Raw genomic sequence first — 22,499 nt, forward strand, 5'->3', positions numbered from 1 at the left:
GTTTGAGGGCGTTGTCAGTGGCGCAGGGCAGTATCTGTGGTGGGAGGTGAGGCGCGGTGAAGAAGGTCGCGTACGACTGCGATGTGCTGGTGATCGGCGGCGGGATCGTCGGTCTCGCGACGGCGTACGCCCTCACGCGCGCCGCCCCCGGCACCAGCGTCACGGTCCTGGAGAAGGAGACGGGTCCCGCCCGCCACCAGACGGGCCGCAACAGCGGCGTGATCCACAGCGGGATCTACTACGCCCCGGGCTCGCTGAAGGCCAGGTACGCGGTCCGCGGCGGCGCCGAGATGATCAAGTTCTGCGCGGAGTACGGCATCGCGCACGAGGTCACCGGCAAGCTGATCGTCGCCACGGACCGCGCCGAGCTGCCCCGCCTCCACGCCCTCGTCCAGCGCGGCAGGGAGAACGGCATTCCGGTGCGCGAGCTGGGCCCCGCCCAGATCGCGGAGTACGAGCCGGAGGTCCGCGGCCTGGCCGCCATCCACGTCGGGACGACCGGCGTCTGCGACTACGGCGCGGTGGCGGAGCATCTGGCGGCCGCCTCGGGCGCCGACATCCGCTACGGCGCGGGCGGGCGCGTCGTCCGCGTCGACCGCCGCCCCTCCCTCGGTGTCGCCGTCCGGACCGCCGACGGCGCGGTGGTGCGCGGCAAGGTCCTGGTGAACTGCGCGGGGCTGCACTGCGACGAGGTCGCGCGGCTCACCGGCGACGACCCGGGCATGCGGATCGTCCCCTTCCGGGGGGAGTACTTCGAACTGGCCCGCCCCGAGCTGGTGCGCGGACTCGTCTACCCCGTGCCCGACCCCGCCTTCCCCTTCCTCGGCGTCCACCTCACCCGGGGCATCGACGGCGGCGTCCACGTGGGTCCGAACGCGGTCCCGGCCCTGGCCCGCGAGGGGTACACCTGGTCGGCCGTCCATCCCCGGGAGCTGGCCGGCACGCTCGGCTGGCCGGGCTCCTGGCACATCGCCCGCCGGCACTGGCGGTACGGGGCGGGCGAGCTGCGCCGGTCCGCCTCCAAGGGGGCGTTCACCGAAGCGGTGCGCAGGCTGCTGCCCGCGATCGACTCCGAGGACCTGGTGCCCGCCCCGGCCGGGGTCCGGGCCCAGGCGGTTCTGCGGGACGGGACGCTGGTCGACGACTTCCTTATTCGGGAGGGGCCGCGGGCGGTGCATGTTCTGAACGCTCCCTCGCCTGCGGCTACGGCGTCCCTCCCTATTGGTAGGGAGGTGGCCCGCCGGGCCATCGGGGCGTTGCGGGCTGGTTCTCAGGGGGGCTGAGGGGGCGATCCCGGGGGCCCGGGGGGGGCGGCTTCCCGGGAGGCCGGAGAGGCTCGGCAGGCGGCTTCCCTGCGGGGCGGTTCGTAGTTGCTTCCCTGCGGCACGGTCGTGGCTGAGCGCAGCTTCCCTGCGGGGCGGTTCGTAGTTGCTTCCCTGCGGCACGGTCGTGGCTGAGCGCGCAGTTCCCCGCGCCCCTTATGGGGCACGTCTGGGCGCCCTCGTGATTCCCGGCGCCCCTTACGGGGCACCTCCCCGCGCCCCGCGTCGGATCCCCCGCGCCCCCTTACAGGGCACCTCCGCGCGCCCCCTCCACAGCACGGCCCCGCTTCCCCCCGGCCCAACCCGTAAAATCGCCGCACTGTGTCTGACTCATCCCATAACCCCGAAGCCCCTCGGTCCAGTGGCCGTGTGCAGGCCGCGCCCCGGTTTCCCGGGGGGCCCTCGCCCGATCCCGCCGGGTCGCACCACGAGCGGCGGATCCGCAGTTTTCAGCCTCGTCGCAGCCGGGTGACCGCCAGCCAGGGTGATGCCCTGCGGCGGCTCTGGCCCACGTGGGGACTGGACATCGACGGGCTGCGCAAGCTGGACCTCGCCGAGCTGTTCGCGGACGAGACCGGGCCGCGCCCCGACCTCCCCGTCGTCCTGGAGATCGGCTTCGGCATGGGCGAGGCGACCGCGCAGATGGCCGCCGCCGACCCCGGCACCGGCATCCTCGCCGTCGACGTGCACACCCCCGGCCAGGGCAACCTCCTCGGGCTCGCCGAGCGCGGCGGTCTGACGAACGTCCGCGTGGCCAACGGCGACGCGATCATCCTGCTCCGCGAGATGCTCCCGCCCGAGTCCCTCGACGGACTCCGCGTCTACTTCCCCGACCCCTGGCCCAAGGCCCGCCACCACAAGCGCCGCCTGATCCAGCCGGAGTTCCTGACGCTGGCCGCGCCCTCGCTCAAGCCCGGCGCGCTGCTGCACTGCGCGACGGACTGGGAGCCGTACGCCGAGCAGATGCTGGAGGTGCTCACCGCGCACCCCGACTTCGAGAACACCCAGCCCGACGGCGGGTACGCCCCGCGCCCCGCCTTCCGCCCCTTCACCCGCTTCGAGGGCCAGGGCCTGGACAAGGGCCACACCGTCCACGACCTGCTCTTCCGCCGCGCCGAGACCCTGCACGAACCGGCCCGCGAGGGCACCGGAACAAGCCCCCGGAGCTGACACCCCGTCGCGGTCACCCGTATCCCTCGTTAGGGTCAACGACGTGGCCACCAGTCCTCCGTATCCGATACCCCCCGAGGCCCCCGCCCCGGGGGAGCTGCGCCGCGCCCGCTGGTGGCAGCGGCGCGCGATACGGGCGGCCGGGCTCGTCACCCTGCTCGCCCTCTCCGGCCTGGTGATCCTCGCCCTGGTGAGGGAGCAGACCGGCACCGAGGGCTTCCTCGTCGGGCTCGGCCTCGCCACGGTTCCCGTACCGCTGCTCGTCGCCGCGTTCCGCTGGCTGGACCGGGTGGCGCCGGGGCCCTGGCGAAACCTCCTCTTCTCCTTCGCGTGGGGTGCCTGCGCGGCCGCGCTCGTCGCGATCGTCGCGAACAGTTTCGCGATCCGCTGGATAGCCACCGCCACCGCCGACCCCACCAGCGCCGACACCCTGGGCGCCACGGTCATCGCCCCGATCGTCGAGGAATCGGCCAAAGCGGCGGCCATACTCCTCGTCTTCCTCTTCCGCAGACGGGACTTCACCGGCCTCGTCGACGGCGTGGTGATCGCCGGGGTGACCGCGACCGGCTTCGCGTTCACCGAGAACATCCTCTACCTCGGCAACGCCTTCGTCACCGACCAGCTCAGCCGCGACAGCGGCCTCGCCTCCGTGACGGCCGCGACGTTCTTCGTACGCGTGGTCATGTCACCCTTCGCGCACCCGCTGTTCACGGTCCTGACCGGCATCGGCTTCGGCCTCGCCGCGTTCGCCGCCGAGCGCCATCACCTGCGCCGCGTACTGCTTCCCCTTACGGGACTGCTGCTCGCGATGGGCATGCACGCGCTGTGGAACGGCTCCGCGGTCTTCGGCCAGTACGGGTTCTTCACCGTGTACGCGCTCATCATGCTGCCCTCCTTCGGCCTGCTGACCTGGCTGGCGATCTGGACCCGGCAGCGCGAACTGCGCCTGATCCGCGCGGAGCTGCCCGCGTACACGGCGGCGGGCTGGCTCACCCCGCCCGAGCCGTTCGCGCTCGGCTCGATGCGCGCCCGCGCGTTGGCCCGCGACTACGCCTCGTACACCTGGGGAAAGGCCGCGGCCCGCACGGTCGTGGAGTACGAGATGTACGCGACGTCGCTCGCGTTCCTGCGCCACCGGGGCCGGCGCGGCAGGGCGGGCCCCGACTTCGTCGTACGCGAACGGGAGCTGCTCGAAAAGCTCTGGGAGCGCCGCGAACCGGCCCGCCCCGCCCTGGCCTACGCGGCCCGCGCGACGGCCCCGGTCATGCTCCCCATGCCCATGCCCGCGCCCATGCCGTACGCCGGGCACGGGTACGCGTACGGGTACCCGGGTCACCCCCAGGCCCCGTACGCGCAAGCTCCGCCCCTCCAAGCCCCGTACGTCCAAGCCCCGTACAACCCCTACCGCTCGTAGCCGCCGCTAGGCCGAAGCCGCCGTGAGCGCCGCGGTCTCCGTCTCCGTCAGTTCCACGTCCGCCACCGCCAGCAGGGCCGGCAGCTGCTCGACCGTGCGTGCGGAGGCGATCGGTGCCGCGACGGTGGGCTGTGCCGCCAGCCAGGCGAGCGCCACGGTCGCGACCTGGACGCCGCGCTCCGCCGCGATCGTGTCGAGCGCGGCGAGGACTCGGTCGCCCCGCTCGCTGCCCACGTACTCCTCGACCCGGCCGCTGCGCGCGCTCTCCACCCGTGCGCCGGGGCGGTACTTGCCGGTGAGGAAGCCGGACGCGAGCGCGAAGTAGGGGACGGCCGCGAGGCCGGAGCGGGAGGCGACCGCCTGGAGCGGGCCCTCGTAGGTGTCGCGGGAGACGAGGTTGTAGTGCGGCTGGAGCGCGACATAGCGCGCGAGGCCCTCGCGGTCGGAGAAGTCGAGGGACTCCTGGAGCCGCTCGGGGCTGATGTTGGAGGCGGCGATGGCGCGCACCTTGCCGGCCTCGACCAGCTCGTCGAGCACCCCGATGACCTCCTCCACCGGGACCGACGGGTCGTCGTAGTGGGTGTAGTAGAGGTCGATGTAGTCGGTGCCCAGGCGGCGCAGTGACGCGTCGGCGGCCCTCTTGACGGTGTCGGCGGCGAGCCCCTTGTACTCGGGGTGGGCGCCCACCTTCGTCGCGATGACGACGTCGGAGCGGTTGCCGCGCTCGGCCAGCCACTCGCCGATGACGGTCTCGGACTCGCCGCCCTTGTTGCCCTCCACCCAGTGCGAGTAGGCGTCGGCGGTGTCGATGAAGTTGCCGCCCGCCGCGGTGTAGGCGTCGAGGACGGCGAAGGACGCGGTCCGGTCGGCGGTCCAGCCGAAGACGTTGCCGCCGAGGGCGAGCGGGAAGACTTCGAGGTCGGATCCGCCGAGGGTACGAAGAGGAGTCATGCATTCCTCAACGTCCTTGCCGGAAAACGAATTCCGGGAACTCCCCCAAGGGAACGTCAAGTCCGCCCTACGGGACCGCTCAGGGGTTGAGGCCCTTGCTCCGCAGCCAGGCCAGCGGGTCGATGGCGGCGCCGCCGGAGGTGCGGACTTCCAGGTGGAGGTGGGGCCCGGTGACATTGCCGGTCGCGCCGACGCGGCCGATGACGTCGCCCGTGCTGACCTTCTGCCCGACGCTCACGTTGAGGGAGGACTGGTGGCAGTACCAGACCTCGGTGCCGTCCGACAGCTCCAGGACCGTGCGGTAGCCGTACGCGCCCGCCCAGCCGGCTTCCTTGACGGTGCCGGTGTGCACGGCCTTGAGCGGGGTACCCGTCGGCGCAGCGAAGTCGAGACCGGTGTGCTGACCGGAGGACCACATCGAGCCCGAGTCACCGAAGTGCGAGGTCAGGGTGTACGAGGAGGTGGGGATGGCGTAGCTTCTCGCGAGCTTGGCGCGACGCTCGGCCAGGGCCTTGGCCTTGCGGGCCTCCTCCTCCTTCTTCTTCTTCGCGGCAGCCTTGGCATCGGCCTTGGCGTCGGCCTCGCGCTTGGCTTCCTTCTGCTGGGCGGCGGCCTCCTCGGCGGCCTTCTTGGCGGCGGCCTCCTCGGCAGCGGTCCGCACCGCGTCGTCCGCCTGGTTCTGCTGGCTCTCGGCCTGCTGCATGATGCGGGCGCGCAGGGCCTCGCCCGCGTCGGAGGTGCCCTGCCCCGCGTCGGCGGTGGTCATACCGGCGGTCGTGAGCGGAGCGCCGGCGGGGACGGCATCGGAGCCCGCGGCGTCCGGCGCGTCGTCGGATATCAGGGAGCCCACGCCCGGAAGGGACTTGGCCTCCGGCAGCGAGTCGGTGACGGCGCCCAGGTCGGGCATCGATATGGAGACCGGGGGCTTGCCGTCCTGCGCGGTGGCGATGCCGCCCGCGCCGACGGCGGCGATGACGCCGACGCCCAGCACGGTGGAGCTGCGGGCGAGCCCGCCGCCGCCCTTCTTGTGCACACGGTGCCTGCCGCGGACGGGACGGACGGACTCCTCAGTGGGATTCCATTCCTCCCAGGTCTCCTGGTCGTACCCACCGAAATCGTCGTCGTTCGGTATGTACACGGCTTGGGGGGCAGGCCGGTTGGACGCCACTGGGGCGCACTCCTTTCCTTCCTTCTCGCCTACCGGGTTAGCTGACGGGTTCGGAGCAGGAAGGTCTCCTACGAACAGCTGGCACGGATGCACAGATGCCCGATTCACCCCAAGTTGGTGGTTCCCCGGCTCCCTTGCGGGATTAGGCGTGTGCGCACGGAGCCGCCTCTAGTGACGGCTGGGACGACCGTGCTGCGTTATCGAACGTTAATAGACAGGGGGTCCGTATTCCAAGCTGTTCCGGTTGATCGTTAACGCGGACCCCCGCCCACCCGCCACCGGAACTTCACATTCCCTTGACAGGACGTCAATTGTTCTGCGGAGCGGTGCACTTCAGTCACGGCCGGTGACCTCGGCGTCCCCGGCCGTCGGCCGCCGCACCGCGAGCAGCGCCATGTCGTCCGTCGCCGCGCCCCCGGTGTGCCGCCGTACCTCCTGCGCGAGCGCGGCGAGCAGCGCGTGCGGCCCCTCGCGGCCGGGGAAGATCCGCCCGCCGAGCCGGGTCGCGGGATCGTAGAACTCCCCCGCGGCGTCCCGCGCCTCCGAGAGGCCGTCTGTGTAGAAGAGCAGCATCGCGCCGGGCGGGAACTCCGACTCGTCCGCCCGGTCCGGCCAGAACCCCAGCTCACCCATGCCGAGCGGCAGCGCGGGCTCGCTCGCGGAGAGCACGCACAGCCGTCCGTCGCCGCGCAGCAGCAGGGGCGCCGGGTGCCCTCGGTTGACCAGCCGTACGGCCCCTTCGCCGTGCCGGATCTCCGCGAGGACGGCGGTGGTGAACCCCTCGAAGGCGTCGAGCCCGTCCCGCCGCATGCCTTCCCGCGCGAGCGCCCGCTCCAGGCGCTCCGCCACGGCCTCCAACGTGGCCTCCTGCTCGGCGGCCTCCCGGAACGCCCCGATGACGACGGCGACGGCCGCCACCGCGCCCATGCCCTTCCCCCGTACGTCCCCGACGACGAGCCGTACGCCGTGCGGGGTGTCCTGTACGGCGTACAGATCACCGCCGATGAACGCGTCGGCCTGCGCGGCCTCGTACCGCGCCGCGATGTCGAGCCCGCCGATGCGGGGGTCCGGCTGCGGCAGGACGGCGCGCTGGGTGGCCTCGGCGATGGAGCGGGCGGTGGCGAGGCGGTCGTATCCGCGGTGGATGACGCGGTTGATGACGATCGCGAGGGCGGCGACGGTCGCCACGGTGACCAGCTCGGTGACGGCCTCGACATGGCTGGTGTTGGTGTTGCCGTAGTGCAGTACGAGGACGGAGACGGAGGCCGCGATGCCCATGAGAACGGTGTGGAGCAGCGAATAGAAGGGGGCCGCGATCAGCGGGGCGGCGGTGAAGAGCGGGGCGGCGGTGAACTCGGCCGGGGTCGAGGCGTCGTACACGATCCCGACGGCCAGGAGCAGGACGGGCAGGGCGCGGACGAGGGCCCGCTCGTGCGCGGTGGTCCCGCCGCCCATTCCGCCACGCTGCCCCACCGCTTGTCTCCCGCCGAGTCCGCGCCCATCACCGCGCCGCACTCAGGCTTCCCGGAGCGGGGTGCGGGGGCGACCTGGTGGGGGCCGAGCGGGTTACGCACGTCCTGGGTGCCGCACGCCCTCTTGGCACACGGGGCCGGAAAACACCCAGGGCCGGAAGCGATGAACGCTTCCGGCCCTGGGTCTTCAGTAGCGGGGACAGGATTTGAACCTGCGACCTCTGGGTTATGAGCCCAGCGAGCTACCGAGCTGCTCCACCCCGCGTCGGTAAACACAACTGTACGGCATCCAAAGGGGTGAAGCGAACCACCGCTCCGGGGGGCCCGCCCGCGCCGGGCCGGAAGCCGGCGGACATCGCCTCGGTGGGGGGCCGCTGCCGGTCCTGTCATGCCGGGGCGAAGCACTCCACGGGGTTGAGGTAGGGAAGGGCTTCGAGCGGCTGGTCGGTGAAGAAACGGTCCATCAAGTCGGCCAGATCGGTGTCGCGCTCGATCTGCACCAGGTGGTCGGAGTCCTTGATCGTGGCGAACCGGGCCCCGAGCCCCTCGGCGACGCGGCGGCCGACGGGAGGGGGCGTGATGGAGTCGTGCTCGCCGGTGAACACGAGGGCGGGAGCGGTGATCACCGGCTCGGGCAGACTCCACGCGTGCGACAGGAGACGCTCGTGGTGGGTGACGTCCATGGCGAGTTCACGCGCGGTGAGATGGGCGAACCTCTGCCGCATCAGGCGAGCCACGGCAGCCCGTCGCCGCACGAACCCATGCTCGGGCGGTGACATGAACTGCTCGACCATGTCCTGGGCCACATCGTCGAGCAGGCCGTCGTCCACCATGCGGCGCCATCGGTGCGCGGAGGCGATGTACTCGGGGGAGATCTCCTGGGCGGTTCCCCCCAGCATCAGACGCGTGACCCGATCCGGGTGCCGTTGGGCAAGGCGCAGCGCGATGGCGGCTCCGAAGCACGCGCCGAATACGTTGACCGGTCCCAGCGAGAGCGCGTCGACGGCGTGGCGGACGGTGTCGGCGAGAAAGTCGATGCCGTGTTCGACCGGGAGGGGATCGGCGTCTCCGTAGCCGGGCAGTTCCAGGGTCAGCATGCTGCTGTGCGACAGGAGCACCCGCTCGTACCGCAGCCAGGAGAACCGATCCTGCGAGGAACCGCCCAGGACGACGACGGGTTCGGTCGCGCAGCCGCCCGCCGTGGCCAGGCGGGCCACGTACCGGAAGCCGCGGAAGTGCAACTCATGTTCTGTCACGTGCACGTCGATGCTCTGGGACATCCGCCCTGTATATCGACGGCCGGACGGCCGACACGGCATTTCACCGCCGGTTTGGTCCTTTCGAGCGTTACGCCGTGCTCGTCGGGGCTGTCGGAGGTGTTCCCCCGCACGGTCGACGGGCGCCATGTCCATACTCGGCCGCATGCGACTGCTGCTGGTGACGTGGGGCTCGACGGGTGACGTGGCCCCCTATGTCGGGCTGGGCGTACGCCTCGTCGCCGCGGGACAGGAGGTGGTGGTCGCCACCTCCGAACGTCACGCGCCCAGGTTCCGCCTCCACAACATGCCGGTCCACGTTCTTCCGCTGGCCCGGCAGGAGGAGTCCGCGCTGGCTGCCGACCGTTTCGACCGGTGGCAGAGCCCCGCCCGGCTGCGGCGCAGGAAGCGCAACGCCCAGGACATCGCCCAAGTGATGGCCCGCGGCGTTCTCGAAGCGACCGGGCAGGGCGTGGACGCGATCCTCGCCCATCCTCTGGCGCACCCGGTATGCGCCGTGATCGCCGAGGGGACGGGCCTGCCCTGTACCGGAATCTACACAGCGGCCCCCGGAATGCTCCTGCCGCGACTGAGCGCGGCCCCCGCCTTGTCGCCCCACGGCTACCGGCTCGCCGAGACCCTGACGCGGGCCGCCATGAGCCCGCTGTACGCTCCGGCTCTTTCCTGGGTCCGCCAGGAACTGGGAATGCGGCGCGGAATGGGTTACGGAGTGGGCCGCGGAATGGGCCGCCCGCCCGCTGAAGTACTGCGCCACCGGCGCGTGTTGCACGGATACAGCAGCGCCCTGCTGCCGAAGGGCCACCGATTGCCGGACGGCCATGCGTGCGTGGGTTACTGGTGGCCGGCCCGGGACCCTCACTGGCGCCCCGACGAACGCCTGCTCGATTTCCTCGCCTCGGGTCCGGCTCCCGTGTACTTCGGATTCGGCAGCGTCTCTCCCGGTGACGCGGAGCGGCTGAGCGACACCATCAGGGACGTGGTGCGCAGGCTGGGCGTACGCGCGGTGGTGCAGGCCGGCTGGCAGGGCCTGGACGTCTCCGCCGATGACGTCCTGACCATCGGCGAGTGCCCTCACGACTGGCTCTTTCCCCGCATGAGGGCCCTGGTGCACCATGCCGGACCCGGCACCGCGGGAGCCGGCCTGAGAGCCGGGGTCCCCGCCGTGCCCGTACCCCTAGCCCTCGACCAGCCCTTCTGGGCCCACCGCCTGACGTCCCTGGGCCTGGCCCCCACCAGCCTCCCCGCTCGCCGGCTGACGGCACGGAAACTGGCCGGGGCGTTGCGTACGACGCTGTACGACGATCAGTACCGTGCCCGGTGCGCCAGGCTTTCAAAGGTCATCGGCGCCGAGGACGGGGCGGCTAGCGTGCTGGGCTCGCTGGCGAGGGCCTGAGGGCGGCCTCAAAGACCGACGAACTACGCCCAGTTGGGCACCTCAGCGTCGGAGTCCACGCGGTTCTGGTAGCTGACCGCTCGGCTCCGGGCACGGCGCCTCCGGTACGCGGGCGCGCAAGGGAGCCGTCGTCGTACTGGGATCAGCCCTTCTCCCCCATGGCCGCATGCAACCACTCCAGGGGAGTCTGCGCGAGCAGTTCATCGGCCAACCGCTGCCCCGACGCCGTGACGATGCGTGCGCGACTGTTGTCGATCCACCGCTGAGCGCTGGTGTACCCCTGGGCCCTGTACTCCAGGCCCTGAAGCATGCACTCCAGCTTGTCGGCGTCCCGTGCGCAGATGGCCTCGGGCGATTCCTGGGCCTCGTACTCGGCGACCAGGGCGCGCACGGCGGTGCGCAGGACCTCCGGCATGCCGGCCGTCTGGTCAGCGGTCACCGCCTCGTGGTCTCCGGGCGCGGCGTACTTCTTACCCAGGTGATTGACGTCGCCTGTGCGCGTCTCCTGGGAGTCGTGCCACACCGCCAAGTGCGCGGCACGAGCAGCGTCGGCGCCCTCCAGCGTGGCGATGACCGAGGCGATCACGGACGTGCGCCATGCGTGCTCGGCCACGCTCTCCGGGTCTCGGACACCCGCCATCCACCAACCGGTTCGGCGCGCGGTCTTCAGTGTGCCCGCCTCCCACAGGAAGTGGGCCACCTCTGTGAGGTCCTGGTCAGCCACGGTGTCCCCTTTCACGCCTCGGCGAGGCGGATTGCGTACCGAATGCCCTCCAGCTTCCGCCTGGCCTGCGCGGAAAGCTCCACGTCATCCAACATCACGGGCAGCCGGGTGCGTAGGGCCATGCCCGCGGCGGAGGGGGCGCGGAGCAAATTGGGGCGCGCGGCCAGCAGGGCCCACAGGGTGTGGATGTTGAGATCGAAGAATCCGTGCTGGGGGCTGAGCCCGCGGACGAGGTGGTCCAGCAAGCGATCACCGTGCCAGGCGCCTGGGGCGGGTGAGGCGATGAAGTCGTCCGACAACTGGATGTGGGGTGTCTCGCCGACCCAGTACGCCCAGTAGTTGAGGTTCGCGGCCTCGGCTGCCTCGTCGGCACCAAGCGTGCGCGTGATGAAGTGCGCCATCCGGTCTCGGTCACCCTGTCGAGCTGCGACAGCGGCGACCGAACGCGAATTGAGCCAGCGAGCGAGCCAGTCATCAGGGCGCACGAGCGTCTGCTGGTGAGCCAACCAGTCGGACGTGTCGCACTCCTCGTCGAACCCCGCCAGATACAGGGCCTGACGCCGCAGCAGAAAGTTGCCGCCACCCCGGGCCTGTTCCGCTGTCTTCCGCATCTGTATGAAGAACCGCGCGCGGTCGGTGGCGGGGAGGTCGGGTGCCGTGGGCACAGGACCGCGTCGCCGCCGCGGCGGTGCGGGGAGATTCCTGACCGGCGTCGGAGCCACGTTGGTCAGGGGCCAGGTCAGAACTTCGACGAGGTCGCGCTGCAAGACCCAGGCTCCGAGCGGACTGGCTTCGGTTGGCGCGGCCTCGTCGAGGACGCTGGCGAGCAGGGCGTCGGCTTCCATGGCTCGCTCCAAAGCAGCCAGGAGTGCGGGTCCGATTCCTCTGTGCATCAGGCGGTGGCGGTGGACAAGCATCTGTCCGACCGGCACTGATGTGAGCGGGCGGCGGCCCGACTCCCAACCGGAGATGGTATCCGGCGAGACGCCGAACGCCTCGGCGAAGTCGTCCTGAGTGTGGCCCAGCTGCTCGCGGATCACGCGGAAGACGTACCCCGAGATGATGCCCGCTCGGGTGCGGTCGCGCGTTCCCCGACCGCCAGTCAGGGTCGCCCGCGCATGGTGCTCCATGTCGCCCCCTTGCCCGCATTTGACAGGCCCTTACCCGTACCTTCGGTCACTTCTGGCGACGATCACCGCTATCTACTGTCAAGGGGTGATGACCGGCAACTCAGCGTAGTAGGAGTGGTGCCATCGTGGACCCCGTACACCGAGCCGTCGCCCCGTATGAGGGAAGAACGCTGCAAGGCCTGGACACGCGGAAGGCGGACCAAGCAGTCGCGGACTGGCTCGCACGTTCTCAACGGACGCCCGCGCATGCTTGGCGCGAGTGGATGGACCGTGGCGTCGCACTACTGCCGCTCGGCCAGCGGTTCGAGGTGGCCCGCCTCCCCGAACGGCTTGTGCTCGCGGCAATGTGCACGACCGACCCGCAGCGGATCGCCGTGCTCCTCGGCCGAGCCCTCAACGGCCCCGTCATCTACGACAACCTGGCCATGGGCGGCATGTATTACGCCCTCACGCGGCCCCGCACGGGGCGCGCGTGGGAGCACAAGAACGTCCCGCCATGCCTGGGAGCAGGTTCCTACCTCGGCGTGCCACGGCTCGACCGCACGGAGCCGCCCGGCCTGCATTGGGTCATCCCCCCACGTTTCGAGGGTGACCTGTGCGAGCCCGCTACTGTCGCGGCCCTCATCAGCTTCGGGCTCAACGCCAGCCAGGAGGCAGAGCAATGACCTCGCAGACCAGAGTCCCAGAAGAGATGAGCCCCGTGGAGATCCGTCTGGCTGTCGTCAGGCACACCTACGGCTGCCCCCGGTGCGTGGCCCTGGGGCGCATCTGCATCAAAGGGCGTCGGCTGCGCTGGGCCCTAGAAGCGGGCGAGCACCCACCCAAGCGACGTGTGAATAGGGGCCGGGGATGAGCGAGGGCGTGCGGTACTGCTGGCGCTGCGACACACCGATTACCGAGCAGCACCCCGGCACGTCCGCCGTCAAGGTGTCCATCTCGGCCGGCGGCGCCGTCATCTGGCTCCACAACAAATGCCCGCGACGGAAGCCGTTCGTAATCCGCATCCCTCGGTAGACCCCGGACGTGCCCCTGGGGAGCGCGGTACACCGGAAGGCATGATCGTTAGCCACTCGTGCGAGCTGCGGGCCAGCAAACGATCCTCAAGCCCCTGAAACACGCCGAAAGCCCAGCCGGGACCCTCCCCGAACTGGGCTTTCTCCGTAGACCGTGTGGGACTCGAACCCACAACCAATGGATTAAAAGTCCACTGCTCTGCCAATTGAGCTAACGGTCCTCGGCGGTGCACCCCCGAGCATAGCGGGACGCGCCCCGCCATCCGATCGGGTATCGCGCCGGAAGCCGTCCCAGTCTACGGACGGACCCGGCCGGGCCCCAGTTCACAGGTCGTCAAGTCGTCAAGTCGTCGGTACGTACGCCAGTGGCCCCCACCCGGATCGGGTGGGGGCCACTGGCAATGCGGCTCAGCGCGGGTCAGCGCGGCTCAGGCGCGGCTGCGTGCCGTCAGCTGTTGCGCTTCCAGCGGGGCTTGTCGTCGCGGCGGCCGAAGGAGCCCGTGCCGGTGCCGGAGCGGTCGTCGCGGCGGTTGAACGACGGGCGGTCGTGGCCACCGGAGCGGAAGCCGCCGGAGGGGCGGTCGTCGCGGCGGTCACGGTTGAACGGGCGGTCGCTGCCGCGGTGGCCGCCGGCGGGGCGGTCGTCGCGGCGGAAGCCCGAGCCGCCGCGGTCGTCACGGCGCTCGAAGGGACGGCCGCCACGGTCGCCGCCCGACGGACGGTCGTCACGACGGAAACCGGAGCCACCGCCACGGTTGTCGTCACGGCGGAAGCCGCCACGGTCGCCGCCCGACGGACGGTCGTCACGACGGAAACCGGAGCCACCGCCACGGTTGTCGTCACGGCGGAAGCCACCGCGGTCGCCACCGCGGTCGCCACCGCGGAAGCCGGAGCCGCCACGGTCGTCACGACGCTCGAAGGAACGGCCACCACGGTCGTTGCCACGGTCACGGTTGAAGCCGCCGCCCTCGCGACGGTCGCCGCCGCGGAAGCCGGAGCCACCGCGGTCGTCGCGACGCTCGAAGGAACGGCCGCCACCGCGGTTGTCGTCGCGGTCACGGTTGAAGCCACCACGGTCATTGCGGTCGCGACGCTCGTAGTTGCCGCGCTCGTCACGCTGCGGACGGCGGTTCTCGTACGAGGAGGAACGCTCCTCGCGAGCCGGGCGCTCGGTGCGCTCGACGCGCTCGGCGACGGGCTGCTCCGGAACCGACACGGCGGCCTCGACGACGGCCTCGGCAGCGGCGGCGGCCTCGGCGATCGCGGTCTCCGGGTCCTCGCCGCGCTCGCGGGCGGCACGCGCGGTGAGGCGGTCGGCCTCCTCGCGCAGCTCGGCGGCGCGGCGGGTGGCGCGCTCCAGCTCCTTGGTCAGCTCCTTGACCTCGCGCTCGGCCTGGGTCGCGGCGTTGCCCGCGGAGTCGGCCTGGACCTCGGTCATGGAACGGGCGCCGGTGATTTCGGCGACCTCCGGGTCGAAGGTGCCGCCGCCATTGATGATGTGGCGCGTGGCGTCGACGCCCGCGTCCTCCATCAGGCGGAAGATCTGGCGGCGCTGGTGCGGCAGGGAGAGGGAGACGACCGTACCGCTGCGGCCGGCGCGGGCCGTACGACCCGAGCGGTGCAGGTAGTCCTTGTGGTCGCCGGCCGGGTCCACGTTCAGGACCAGGTCGATGCCGTCGACGTGGATGCCGCGGGCGGCGACGTCGGTGGCGACGAGGGCGTTGACGTAGCCCTTCTTGAAGTCCTCCAGGACGCGCGTACGAGCGCCCTGCGTCATGCCGCCGTGCAGCGCGTCGGCCTTCACGCCGGACTCGCAGAGCTGCTCGGCGATGCGGTCGGCGCCCAGCTGGGTGCGGACGAAGATGATCGTGCGGCCCTTGCGCGCGGCGATGGCGGCCGTGACGGGCGCCTTGTCGCGGGGCTTCACGATGAGGATGTGGTGCGTCATGGTCGTGACGTTGCCCTGGGCGCTGTCGACCTCGTGCGTGACCGGGTTGGTCAGGTAGCGCTTGACCAGCGTGGAGATCTCGTTCTCCATCGTGGCCGAGAAGAGCATGCGCTGACCGCCGGACGGGACCTGGTCGAGCAGCTCGGTGACCTCGGGCAGGAAGCCCAGGTCCGACATCTGGTCGGCCTCGTCGAGCACCGCGATCTGGGTGTTCTCCAGGGAGCAGGCGCCGCGGCTGATGATGTCGCGCAGCCGGCCCGGGGTGGCGACGAGGATGTCGACGCCGCGCTCCAGGGCATAGATCTGGTTGCCCATGGACGTACCGCCGCAGACGACCTTCATCTTCAGGCCGAGGACGTCGCCGTAGGGCTGGAGGGCGTCCGCGACCTGCATCGCCAGCTCACGGGTCGGGGTCAGGATGACGCCGCGGGGCTTCTTCTTCTCGGTGCGGCCGCCCTCGGCGAGCGTCGCCAGCATCGGCAGGCCGAAGGAGAGGGTCTTGCCGGAGCCGGTGCGGCCGCGGCCGAGGATGTCCTTGCCGGCCAGGGCGTCCGGGATGGTCGCGGCCTGGATCGGGAAGGGCGTGGTGACGCCGTTCTGCGCGAGCTTGCGGACGATGCCCTCGGGCAGACCGAGGTCCGCGAAGGTCATCTCGGGCTCGGCGTCGGCGACAGCCTCGGCATCGGCGTCGGCGTCGGCGTCGGGGGCGGCGACAGCCTCGGCGGCCTCGGCGTCGGGGGTGACCTCGGCGACAGCCTCGGACTCGATGATGTCGATCGTCTCGACGGCCTCGACGGTCTCGGCGGCGGCAACCGCACCGCTCTCGGCGACCGCACTGGTCTCGACGGCGTCGGCAGCGGCCTCTACCGCCTCGACGATCTCGTTCTCGGGCAGGACGGCGTGGTCAGAACTGAAAATGGACATGCGAAATGCGAAACCTTCCGGAGTCTCGGCACGCGCCCGTCAACTCCGTGATTTCGCAATGGACCGCCTCGATGCGGTCAGCCACGGCAAGGGAGAGTACGCGCCACGCGGCGCTCTTCTGTGTCGGCGCCGGGCAAATGGGATCAAACGATCTACCACCATACGCACCCCCCACCCCATATGGCAAACCGCTCCCTCTCTCCCCCCTCCCACCTGCGGATACGAGGTTCAGCTCCGCCCGCGCACCAGCCGACGGCAGCTACCGCGGACCCGCCTCGGGCGACGGCTCCCGCTCCACGATCTGCGCGTTCCGCCGCTGCAACTGCGCGCCCTGCCCCGACCCCTCGTGCGCCGACGAGGAGGGCTCCGGAGTGGTCGGATCCGGCGTCGGGGTCGGCGTCGGCTTCGGCGGCTCGGGCTCCGCGGTCGGCCGCGTCGGGGTCGGCTTGGGCCGGGGCGGGACGGGCTTGCCGGGGCCGTCCGGTTTCGTCGGTCTCGCGGAGGCCGGGGTGGAGGCGGACCCCGACGGCTCCCCTCCCCGGGGCGCCGATTCGCCGCCCCTCGCGGACTTGCCGCCCGCGCCCTTGCGCTTGCCCTTGGCCTTCCCCTTGTCCCGGCCCTGCCCCCGCTCACCTCCGGAGGCGACGCCGTCGCCCCGGGTCACCGGCTTGCCGTCCGACGCGGCCGCCCCGCCGCGGTCGCCCGCCGAGCGTCCGGGCCGCGGCCCATCCCCGTCGTCACTGATGCTCATGCAGCCCGCCGTCGCGGCGACGGCCATCGCGACCGCGGCCCAACGGACGGAAACGTACAACTGGCGCACGGCCGAGCACCTCCTGAGGCGCTGAGAATCGGGACGCCCTGTCCAACTCCCGCGGCCCACAAGAGGACACGGACGCGACCCGCGCCCGCACCGCCCCCACACACCGACCGGACACGCTCGCTCACCCGTACCCGTACCCGTACCGGACGCGTACGACCGGTCTCGCTCAGCCGTACCCGAGCGCGTGCAGCCGGTCGTCGTCGATCCCGAAGTGGTGCGCCACCTCGTGCACCACGGTGATCTCCGTCTCGGCGACCACGTCCTCGCGCGACTCGCACATCCGGAGCGTGGGCCCCCGGTAGATGGTGATGCGGTCGGGGAGGACGCCCGCGTACCACTCGCCCCGGTCCGTCAGCGGAGTCCCTTCATAGAGCCCGAGCAACTCGGGATCGTCGGCGGGCGGCTCGTCCTCGACAAAGACGGCCACGTTGTCCATCAACCGCGTCAACTCCGGCGGAATCCGGTCAAGGGCCTCACTGACCAGTTCCTCGAACTCCTCGCGCGTCATCTCCAGCACACCCCCATTGTCGGCCACCCCGCCGTCCCCGTCCCGGCATACCCATCGCCGTGACGGGGCATACGGGACCAATGGCTCGCGCCTTCACGGTCGTTCCCCAGGGCGTACGAAGGGCAGTGACCGCCCTCGTAAGCCACCGCCCCTTCAATTCCGCCCTCGGCCTCATAGCCGTCGTCCTCTTCGGCGCCTGGCTCGGCCTGCTGATCGTCGGCAGCGTGCACGCGCCCGTCGGCCCCATGGACACCCGCATGACGCTGCGCCCGTCCCTGACCGGCGGCACGAAGATCGACGTCTCCCCGCTCGGCGCCCTGGAACTGCGCTCCCACATCGCCCCCATCCGCCTCGATGTGGACGTCGACCGCCTCGACCCCGTGCGCTCCCAGGCCCTGGTCGACCACCCCGAGCGGCTCGCGGGCCTCCAGGACGAGGTGGCGCGCGATGTCGGCCACGGCACGCTCGACCTGGCCGTACGTTCCTGTGTCGCCGTCGTCTCGGGCGCCACCGCACTCGGCCTCGCCGTCTACCGCCGCCCGCGCCGCGCCCTCGCGGCGGGCGGCCTCGCGCTCGCCCTGCTCGCGGCGTCGGGCACGGCCGCGTACGCCACCTGGAACCCGAAGTCGGTCCTGGAACCCAAGTTCTCCGGTCTCCTCAGCAGCGCCCCCTCCGTGGTCGGCAACGCGCGCAGCATCGTCAGCGAATTCGACGTCTACCAGCAGGAGTTGGCCCGCCTGGTCACCAACGTCACCAAGCTCTACGACGTCACGTCCACGCTCCCCGCCTACCAGCCGGACCCCACCACCATGCGGGTCCTGCACGTCTCCGACATCCATCTCAACCCGGCGAGCTGGAAGATCATCGCCTCGCTCGTCGAGCAGTACGAGATCGACGTCATCGTCGACTCCGGCGACACCATGGACCACGGCTCGGCCGCGGAGAACGGCTTCCTCGACCCCATCGAGGACCTCGGCGCCCCTTACGTGTGGGTGCGCGGCAACCACGACTCGTTCACCACCCAGCGCTATCTGGAGCGCTTCAAGAACGTCCACGTCCTCGACGACGGCAAGGCCGAGACCGTCGCCGGCCTGCGCTTCGCCGGGATCGGCGATCCGCAGTACACCCCCGACCGCTCGACGAAGCAGGAGGGCTCCGCCGTGCAGCACATGGCCGGCATCCGCCTCGCCTCGGCCCTGCGCGCCGAACGCGCCGCCGGTACGCCCGTCGACGTGGCGATCGCGCACAACCCGACGGCCGCGCGGGAGACGGACGGCGAGGTGCCGCTGGTCCTCGCGGGCCACATCCACCGCCAGGAGATGGAGGTCATGGACGGCGGCACGAGGCTGCGTATCGAGGGGTCGACGGGCGGCAGCGGGCTGCGGGCGGTCGAGGGCAAGTACCCCGACCCGGTCGAGGCGTCCGTCCTCTACCTGGACCGCACGACCAAGCGGCTCCAGGCCTGGGACGAGATCAGGCTGGGCGGGCTCGGCCTGACGAAGGCGGAGGTCAGCCGTCACCTCCCCAAGGAGAACCAGCCCGGGGCGACGCCTTCCCCGACGGCTCCCCCGCCCTCCCGCGCCGGGTCCTCCGGGGAGCGGTCCCCGGGGCCCGGATAACCGTTTTGGCGATACCTCCCCGCATCCCATATGCTTCTCACGTCCCCGACGCGCTGCAAAGCGCCCAGGCGGGCCTCTTAGCCCTCATCGTCTAGTGGCCCAGGACGCCGCCCTTTCAAGGCGGTAGCACGGGTTCGAATCCCGTTGGGGGCACGCAACACCTTGTGCGAGACTAGTGCTCGCACAATGCTTGGTCCTGTGGAGCAGTTTGGAGTGCTCGCCACCCTGTCAAGGTGGAGGCCGCGGGTTCAAATCCCGTCAGGACCGCTTGCGATTCCACGCGGATCGCGTGGCTGGGTAGCTCAGTTGGTACGAGCGATCGCCTGAAAAGCGATAGGTCGCCGGTTCGATCCCGGCCCCAGCCACCTCTTCCGAAGGCCCCGTCCCCTGGACGGGGCCTTCGGCGTTCCTGGGGCGGGGGCCCGGCGCGGTCCCACCCCGGGGCTCACGCGTGCGCCGGCGTGCCTCCGCGTCCGCCCGGATGGCGATGCCGCCACACCCAGAACACCGCCGACGACAGCACCGCCCAGCCCCCGAGCACCAGGAAAGGGAACGCGTGCTGGTGGCCGCCGAAGTACACCGCCGTGTGCTGCGCGTTGACCGACGCCCCGGGGGGCAGCCACCGTCCGATGTGCCCCAGCACCGACGGCAGCAGCGGCCACGACACCGCGCCCCCGGACGACGGGTTCCCGAGGAGCACCATCAGGCCCCACGTCGGCAGCATCGCCCAGCGCCCGAACATCGTGTTGAACATCGTGAAGACCATCCCCGACGCGAACATCGTCAGCGCGAGGATCAGCCACGACTCCACGAACGGCAGGTCCACCGCCCCGAGCCACCAGTCCACGACCGCCGCGATGACGAACGCCCCGAGCAGCGCGTACAGCGCCGTGAAGCCGATCCGCTCCGCCGGATTCAGCCCCCGCGCGTGCACGCTCAGCTGAATCGCCCCCACGAAGCCGATGATCACCGCGGCCAGTGAGATGTAGAAGATGGCGAGCCCCCGGGGATCGCCCTCCTGGAGCGGCTTGATGTCCTTCACGGTGACGGGGACCCCGACCTGCTCGCCCACCTTCGGCGCGGTCTCCGCGAGGACCTGGGCGACCGAGGCCCCGGACGCCCCGGAGACGTCCAGGGTCACCTTCTTCCCGCCCTTCTCCTCACCCACATCGAGGATCGCGAAGACCTCCTGCTCCTCCATGCCGCGACGGGCCCCGGCCACGCTGTCGTACCTCCGCACTTCGAGCGAGGCGTTCAGCGCCTTCTCCATGCCGCCGAGGAAGGCCTTGCCGTGCGCCGCGTCGGGGCTGCCGACGACGGCCGTGGGAACGTGGTGGGGCGTCGGGTTCGCCATGGAGTACGTGTACGAGCCCGCGAAGAGCCCCGCGGCGGCCGCCAGGATGAACACCAGGACGATCGCGGGCAGGAACGGCGACTCCTTGAAGGCGGCCCACCGCTCACGAGGGGTGGGCACCCTTCCGTGTGCGCCGTGCGGATACCGACTCTGCTCTCCCGGCTCATGATCAGGCATACAAATACGCTAAACCACACATAAGTCAGCAACCGCCCAACTCACTCAGCTGTCGACGAAACGGACTTCTCCCTCCGCCGCCACGTCCGTACCCCGAGCACCGCCCCCACCAGCACCACGACACCGGCCAGCAGCACCGGGTCCGGTACGGCCCTGCCGACGCCCTGCGCCCACTGCTCCACCGCGAAGGAGTCGTCGACGTCCAGGAGACCCGGCAGCGCGGTCGTCCCGTCGTAGGCGAGGAAGAGCGCCCCGAGGCCGATGAAGAAGAGCCCGGACAGCAGCGAGGTCGTGTGCAGTTCGAACCGGCCGAGCCGGAAGGCCCGCCCCCGCAGCCACCTCCGCCGCCCCAGCTCGAACCGCTCCCAGAGCAGTGCGAGGAGGAAGAGCGGCACGGCCATGCCCAGCGCGTACACGGCGAGCAGCAGACCTCCGTACACCGGGCTGCCGCTCACCGCAGCGACCGTCAGGACGCTGCCGAGGATCGGTCCCGCACAGAACCCGGCGAGGCCGTACACCGCGCCGAGCGCGTAGACGGAGACCGCGGTCGTCGGCCGGATCCGCCCCGAGAGTTCCGCGAGCCGCCGCGAGGCGAACCCCATGCCCACGATCTGAAGCGCCCCGAGTCCGATGATCAGCCACCCGGCGACGAGCACCAGCTGGTCGCGGTGGCCGAAGAAGAACCGACCCGCGTAGGAGCCGGCCGCGCCCAGCGGCACCAGGGTCGTGGCGAGTCCGGCGTAGAAGATGCCGGTGCGCGCGACGAGCCGGGACGTGGAGTCGATCGAGTAGGCGAAGAAGGCGGGCAGGAGCAGCGCACTGCACGGACTGACGAGAGCGAGCAGCCCGCCCAGGAACGCGGCGAAGTACCCCACGTCGGCGGTCACTCGGAGCCGCCCTTGCCGCCCTCGGAGCCGCCCTTGCCCTTGGAGGGTGCCGCGCTCTTGGCCCCCGCGCTCTTGGCCGCCGCCTCGATCGCCTGATCGAAGACCTGGTCCGGCTGCGCGCCCGAGATGGGCCGCCCGTTGACCAGGAAGGACGGCGTCGAGGTGGCGCCGAGGCCGTACGCCTCCTCCTGGTCCTTCTTCACCGCCGCCTTCGCCGCGTCGCTCCCGGCGTCGCGCACGAAGCGGCCGACATCCTTGACCCCGGCTTCCTGCGCGAGTTCCCTCAGCCTGTCCTCGCCGAAGCCCTTCTCCTTGGACCCGTCGGCGTACGCGGCCTTGTGGAACTGCCAGAAGCGCCCCTGCTTCCCGGCGGCCCACGCGCCGCGCGCGGCCCGCTCGGAGTCCGCGCCGAAGATCGGGAAGTTGCGCCACTCGATGCGCAGGGTGCCCTCGTCGACGTACTTCTTCACCAGGCCCGGCTCGGTGTCGCGGGCGAACTTCCCGCAGAAGCCGCACTTGAAGTCGGCGTACTCGACCATCACGACGGGCGCGTCGGCGCGGCCCTGGGCGAGCGGGTCCCCGGCGTCGCGCCGGGCGAGCTTCTCCAGCTCGGGGTAGACCCCGGCCCGCTCCCCCGCGGAGGGCGCGGCGCCCTCGCTCTCCGCCCGGACGGCGCCGCCCGGGGAGTCGGAGGGCTTGGTCGCCGTGTAGGAGGCGGCGCCGAGCAGCAGGGCGGCGACGGCGACACCCGCGCCGATGGCGATGTTCTTCTTTTTGTTGTTGTTGCTCTGCGGCATCAGGAGGTTCTCTCTGTTCCTGTACGTGGTGGAAGGGCCCGGACGCGGGCGCCTCTACACACGCAGGACGGAGAGATCCACAGGGGAAGGCGGCGCGAGCGGCGGCGGCCCCCGCACCGGCGTCACGTCAAGGACGGCCTGGTCGCCGCTCCAGCAGCCGGACGCGCCGTGGGCCTCGTACAGCGCGGGCAGCAGATCGTGCGCGGAGCTGGAGCGCGGCGGCGACACGGGGCTCTGCCCGGCGTCCCCCTGCCCGCCCTTGCCGCAGCCGGGCCCGTCGTGCCTCTCCGCCGCGTGCGCCACCGCGGAGACCGGCGCCCCGGCGTCGGCCACCGCGGGCCCGCACAACCCCCCGAGCACGACGAGCAGCACCGCCACCAAGGGGCACCAGGCCGTACGCGCACGGGACAACATGCCCGGAATCGTACGTG

19 protein-coding genes, 5 tRNA genes and 1 riboswitch are annotated in these 22,499 nt (G+C 71.3%); of the genes, 9 read left to right on the top strand and 15 right to left on the bottom strand.

Features of this window, described 5'->3' with window-relative positions; translation table 11 throughout:
• Window positions 1–56: 56 nt before the first annotated feature.
• From lhgO to IG54_RS0127780, 3 genes are all read left to right on the top strand, one after another.
• On the top strand, window positions 57–1,283 hold the full coding sequence (gene lhgO / locus IG54_RS0127770; protein WP_030790255.1) for an L-2-hydroxyglutarate oxidase: 1,227 nt from the start codon (window positions 57–59) through the stop codon (window positions 1,281–1,283).
• Window positions 1,284–1,643: 360 nt separating this feature from the next.
• Window positions 1,644–2,492, top strand: coding sequence for a tRNA (guanosine(46)-N7)-methyltransferase TrmB (gene trmB, locus IG54_RS0127775; protein ID WP_051820060.1), 849 nt, complete (start codon window positions 1,644–1,646; stop codon window positions 2,490–2,492).
• A gap of 43 nt (window positions 2,493–2,535) precedes the next feature.
• Window positions 2,536–3,906: a PrsW family intramembrane metalloprotease gene (locus IG54_RS0127780; protein ID WP_030790261.1), complete on the top strand. Its 1,371-nt coding sequence runs from the start codon at window positions 2,536–2,538 to the stop codon at window positions 3,904–3,906.
• Window positions 3,907–3,912: 6 nt separating this feature from the next.
• Here IG54_RS0127780 and IG54_RS0127785 read toward each other — a convergent pair whose 3' ends face one another.
• The 5 genes from IG54_RS0127785 to IG54_RS0127805 form a co-directional block, all read right to left on the bottom strand.
• Window positions 3,913–4,857: an aldo/keto reductase gene (locus tag IG54_RS0127785; RefSeq protein WP_030790265.1), complete on the bottom strand. Its 945-nt coding sequence runs from the start codon at window positions 4,855–4,857 to the stop codon at window positions 3,913–3,915.
• A 79-nt stretch (window positions 4,858–4,936) separates the two neighbouring features.
• Complete coding sequence (locus IG54_RS0127790) at window positions 4,937–6,025, bottom strand: M23 family metallopeptidase (protein ID WP_030790268.1); 1,089 nt, start codon at window positions 6,023–6,025, stop codon at window positions 4,937–4,939.
• Between the two features lie 11 nt (window positions 6,026–6,036).
• A riboswitch (cyclic di-AMP (ydaO/yuaA leader) is annotated at window positions 6,037–6,184 on the bottom strand.
• 174 nt (window positions 6,185–6,358) lie between these two features.
• The gene (locus IG54_RS0127795; protein ID WP_420712290.1) at window positions 6,359–7,498 is read right to left on the bottom strand and encodes a PP2C family protein-serine/threonine phosphatase; all 1,140 of its coding nucleotides are present in this window, start codon (window positions 7,496–7,498) and stop codon (window positions 6,359–6,361) included.
• Between the two features lie 190 nt (window positions 7,499–7,688).
• Window positions 7,689–7,762: transfer RNA gene (locus IG54_RS0127800), tRNA-Met, on the bottom strand.
• Window positions 7,763–7,883: 121 nt separating this feature from the next.
• Window positions 7,884–8,777 (bottom strand): alpha/beta fold hydrolase, encoded by an 894-nt coding sequence (locus IG54_RS0127805; RefSeq protein ID WP_030790272.1) that lies wholly within the window; start codon window positions 8,775–8,777, stop codon window positions 7,884–7,886.
• Window positions 8,778–8,919: 142 nt separating this feature from the next.
• On the opposite strand from IG54_RS0127805, the gene IG54_RS0127810 reads away from it, so the two are divergent.
• Window positions 8,920–10,167 carry a glycosyltransferase gene (locus tag IG54_RS0127810; protein WP_030790274.1) on the top strand — a complete coding sequence of 416 codons (1,248 nt, stop codon included), beginning with the start codon at window positions 8,920–8,922 and terminating at the stop codon, window positions 10,165–10,167.
• Window positions 10,168–10,309: 142 nt separating this feature from the next.
• Here IG54_RS0127810 and IG54_RS0127815 read toward each other — a convergent pair whose 3' ends face one another.
• Together IG54_RS0127815 and IG54_RS0127820 are read right to left on the bottom strand one after the other, a co-directional pair.
• Window positions 10,310–10,891: an HD domain-containing protein gene (locus IG54_RS0127815; protein ID WP_030790276.1), complete on the bottom strand. Its 582-nt coding sequence runs from the start codon at window positions 10,889–10,891 to the stop codon at window positions 10,310–10,312.
• Window positions 10,892–10,902: 11 nt separating this feature from the next.
• Window positions 10,903–12,021, bottom strand: a complete 1,119-nt coding sequence (locus tag IG54_RS0127820; RefSeq protein ID WP_030790278.1) for a helix-turn-helix domain-containing protein — start codon at window positions 12,019–12,021, stop codon at window positions 10,903–10,905.
• A gap of 263 nt (window positions 12,022–12,284) precedes the next feature.
• Between IG54_RS0127820 and IG54_RS0127825 the strand changes: the two genes are divergently transcribed.
• The gene (locus IG54_RS0127825; protein WP_051820064.1) at window positions 12,285–12,686 is read left to right on the top strand and encodes a hypothetical protein; all 402 of its coding nucleotides are present in this window, start codon (window positions 12,285–12,287) and stop codon (window positions 12,684–12,686) included.
• A gap of 496 nt (window positions 12,687–13,182) precedes the next feature.
• On the opposite strand, the gene IG54_RS0127835 is transcribed toward IG54_RS0127825, so the two are convergent.
• The 4 genes from IG54_RS0127835 to IG54_RS0127850 form a co-directional block, all read right to left on the bottom strand.
• Window positions 13,183–13,255: transfer RNA gene (locus IG54_RS0127835), tRNA-Lys, on the bottom strand.
• A gap of 227 nt (window positions 13,256–13,482) precedes the next feature.
• Window positions 13,483–15,906 (bottom strand): DEAD/DEAH box helicase, encoded by a 2,424-nt coding sequence (locus IG54_RS0127840; RefSeq protein ID WP_030790285.1) that lies wholly within the window; start codon window positions 15,904–15,906, stop codon window positions 13,483–13,485.
• Window positions 15,907–16,165: 259 nt separating this feature from the next.
• On the bottom strand, window positions 16,166–16,726 hold the full coding sequence (locus IG54_RS0127845; RefSeq protein WP_030790288.1) for a hypothetical protein: 561 nt from the start codon (window positions 16,724–16,726) through the stop codon (window positions 16,166–16,168).
• Between the two features lie 166 nt (window positions 16,727–16,892).
• Window positions 16,893–17,243, bottom strand: coding sequence for a metallopeptidase family protein (locus IG54_RS0127850; RefSeq protein ID WP_199809601.1), 351 nt, complete (start codon window positions 17,241–17,243; stop codon window positions 16,893–16,895).
• A 71-nt stretch (window positions 17,244–17,314) separates the two neighbouring features.
• Between IG54_RS0127850 and IG54_RS0127855 the strand changes: the two genes are divergently transcribed.
• The 4 genes from IG54_RS0127855 (at window position 17,315) to IG54_RS0127870 (ending at window position 19,218) form a co-directional block, all read left to right on the top strand.
• Window positions 17,315–18,853 (top strand): metallophosphoesterase family protein, encoded by a 1,539-nt coding sequence (locus tag IG54_RS0127855; RefSeq protein ID WP_030790293.1) that lies wholly within the window; start codon window positions 17,315–17,317, stop codon window positions 18,851–18,853.
• 80 nt (window positions 18,854–18,933) lie between these two features.
• A tRNA-Glu gene (locus IG54_RS0127860) sits at window positions 18,934–19,006 on the top strand.
• A gap of 39 nt (window positions 19,007–19,045) precedes the next feature.
• Window positions 19,046–19,120, top strand: a tRNA-Asp gene (locus IG54_RS0127865).
• Window positions 19,121–19,144: 24 nt separating this feature from the next.
• Window positions 19,145–19,218: transfer RNA gene (locus tag IG54_RS0127870), tRNA-Phe, on the top strand.
• Window positions 19,219–19,298: 80 nt separating this feature from the next.
• On the opposite strand, the gene IG54_RS0127875 is transcribed toward IG54_RS0127870, so the two are convergent.
• The 4 genes from IG54_RS0127875 to IG54_RS0127890 are packed head-to-tail and all read right to left on the bottom strand — an operon-like array spanning window position 19,299 to window position 22,482.
• A complete protein-coding gene (locus IG54_RS0127875) occupies window positions 19,299–20,384 on the bottom strand; it encodes a hypothetical protein (RefSeq protein WP_051820066.1) in 1,086 nt (361 codons plus the stop codon).
• Window positions 20,385–20,425: 41 nt separating this feature from the next.
• Window positions 20,426–21,271 carry a cytochrome c biogenesis CcdA family protein gene (locus IG54_RS0127880; protein ID WP_030790298.1) on the bottom strand — a complete coding sequence of 282 codons (846 nt, stop codon included), beginning with the start codon at window positions 21,269–21,271 and terminating at the stop codon, window positions 20,426–20,428.
• Entirely contained in the window at window positions 21,268–22,068 is an 801-nt protein-coding gene (locus tag IG54_RS0127885; RefSeq protein WP_030790301.1) for a DsbA family protein, read from the bottom strand. Before IG54_RS0127885 ends, IG54_RS0127880 begins: the two co-directional genes overlap by 4 nt.
• Window positions 22,069–22,122: 54 nt before the next feature.
• A complete protein-coding gene (locus IG54_RS0127890) occupies window positions 22,123–22,482 on the bottom strand; it encodes a hypothetical protein (RefSeq protein WP_051820067.1) in 360 nt (119 codons plus the stop codon).
• Window positions 22,483–22,499: the final 17 nt, after the last annotated feature.

The sequence above is a fragment of the Streptomyces sp. NRRL S-920 genome (assembly GCF_000717945.1).
GTDB classification, from domain to species: Bacteria; Actinomycetota; Actinomycetes; order Streptomycetales; family Streptomycetaceae; genus Streptomyces; species Streptomyces alboniger.

Bases quoted from the DNA above. Each gene is read 5' to 3' on its own strand.
- IG54_RS0127785 (WP_030790265.1), bottom strand. From the start codon at position 4,857: ATGACTCCTCTTCGTACCCTCGGCGGATCCGACCTCGAAGTCTTCCCG.
- IG54_RS0127805 (WP_030790272.1), bottom strand. From the start codon at position 8,777: ATGTCCCAGAGCATCGACGTGCACGTGACAGAACATGAGTTGCACTTC.
- IG54_RS0127810 (WP_030790274.1), top strand. From the start codon at position 8,920: ATGCGACTGCTGCTGGTGACGTGGGGCTCGACGGGTGACGTGGCCCCC.
- IG54_RS0127820 (WP_030790278.1), bottom strand. From the start codon at position 12,021: ATGGAGCACCATGCGCGGGCGACCCTGACTGGCGGTCGGGGAACGCGC.
- IG54_RS0127825 (WP_051820064.1), top strand. From the start codon at position 12,285: ATGGACCGTGGCGTCGCACTACTGCCGCTCGGCCAGCGGTTCGAGGTG.
- IG54_RS0127840 (WP_030790285.1), bottom strand. From the start codon at position 15,906: ATGTCCATTTTCAGTTCTGACCACGCCGTCCTGCCCGAGAACGAGATC.
- IG54_RS0127855 (WP_030790293.1), top strand. From the start codon at position 17,315: ATGGCTCGCGCCTTCACGGTCGTTCCCCAGGGCGTACGAAGGGCAGTG.
- IG54_RS0127875 (WP_051820066.1), bottom strand. From the start codon at position 20,384: ATGCCTGATCATGAGCCGGGAGAGCAGAGTCGGTATCCGCACGGCGCA.
- IG54_RS0127885 (WP_030790301.1), bottom strand. From the start codon at position 22,068: ATGCCGCAGAGCAACAACAACAAAAAGAAGAACATCGCCATCGGCGCG.
- IG54_RS0127890 (WP_051820067.1), bottom strand. From the start codon at position 22,482: ATGTTGTCCCGTGCGCGTACGGCCTGGTGCCCCTTGGTGGCGGTGCTG.